The sequence below is a fragment of the Streptomyces prasinopilosus genome (assembly GCF_001419695.1).
In the GTDB taxonomy this organism is placed as follows: Bacteria; Actinomycetota; Actinomycetes; order Streptomycetales; family Streptomycetaceae; genus Streptomyces; species Streptomyces prasinopilosus.
Genome location: NZ_LIRG01000656.1, coordinates 1 through 1,208, shown reverse-complemented (window position 1 = coordinate 1,208; position 1,208 = coordinate 1). Strand labels below are relative to the sequence as shown.

2 protein-coding genes are annotated in these 1,208 nt (G+C 73.0%); both read right to left on the bottom strand.

Annotated features, from left to right (window positions below; genetic code table 11):
* Positions 1-81: 81 nt before the first annotated feature.
* Positions 82-456 carry a roadblock/LC7 domain-containing protein gene (locus AOK18_RS24040; protein WP_055575184.1) on the bottom strand — a complete coding sequence of 125 codons (375 nt, stop codon included), beginning with the start codon at positions 454-456 and terminating at the stop codon, positions 82-84.
* An 83-nt stretch (positions 457-539) separates the two neighbouring features.
* The gene (locus AOK18_RS24035) at positions 540-1,052 is read right to left on the bottom strand and encodes a roadblock/LC7 domain-containing protein (protein ID WP_055695687.1); all 513 of its coding nucleotides are present in this window, start codon (positions 1,050-1,052) and stop codon (positions 540-542) included.
* Between the last annotated feature and the right edge of the window lie 156 nt (positions 1,053-1,208).

Genomic DNA, 1,208 nt, shown 5'->3' with positions numbered 1-1,208 from the left:
GTGAAGGGCCCCACCCGTCGTGACCCGGGGCCGTCGCGGTCCCGGCCCGTCGCGCTCCGGACCGGTCCCGGCGGTCCTGCCTCAGACCTCCAGGTCGTTCTCGATCCGGCGCAGCTGGTGGCGGGCCATCGCCAGGTTGGAGCGGCTGCTGTCCAGCACCAGGTACAGGAACAACCCGTTGCCGCCGCGCCCCTTGAGCAGGCGGATCAGGTGGTACTGGCTGCTCAGGGTGATCAGGATGTCCTCGATCTCCTCCTTCAGCCCCAGGAGTTCCATCGTGCGCAGTTTCGAGCGCACGACGTCGGTGTTGCCCGCGGCGGCGATCTCCAGGTTGAAGTCCTTGCCGCCGCCGATCGTGCCGAGCGCCATGCCGCTGGTGTAGTCGACGAGCGCGGCGGCCGTGGCGCCCTCGATGGAGCTGAGGCAGTCCTTGAGCGAGGTCTCGGTGTTGGCCATGGGAGGTGTCCTTTCGGTCGTGGTGGTTGTTCCGGCCGGCCGCCAGGCCGTGTCACGGGGCCGGCCGGGGAAGAGGCCGTGATTCAGCCGCCGGTCCGGGGCTGGTGTGCGGGCCGCTGCGGGGTGCGCACCGGCAGGGTGCCGATCCGGCGGTCGGTGTCCGGGGGCGGCGGGGCGTGTGCGTCGAGCGCCGTACGCTCCGCGTGCCTGCCTCCGCCCGGACCGACGCGGGTGTCGATGAGTTCCGCGATCCGTGCGCCACTGCGCCGGCCCTCCAGGTGCAGCCGGCCCACGTTGACCCGGTCGTCGGCGAGCAGGGTGAGCACCGCGGTGCTTCCGGCGGCGTAGGTCGCCACGTAGCCCCGGGTGCCGCGCACCAGCAGTTCGCGGAACTCGCCGCGGGCGGCGGCGTCCGTCGTCCGGTACGCGACGCCGAGCGCGGCGGCGGTGAGCGCGGCCAGGCCCTCCGGCTCGGTGCCGGGCACGTCGTGGGCGAGGACGAGTCCGTCGACGGTGGCCGCGAGCGACCCCGCGAGCCGGGGGATCCGGGTACGGAGCCGACGCAGTTCGTCCAGCACGTCGGTCTCGACGGCCATGAGCAGTCTCCTTTCGGCACGCTGTCGACGCGCGCGGATCACAGGGCCTCCAAGGCGTCCAGGAGCCGTCGCAGCAGTGCCGTGTCGGGCTCGTTCCACGCATCGCCGGATGCGCCGGTTCCCGGGTGGACGGAGGCGGCGCATCCGGCGATGCGT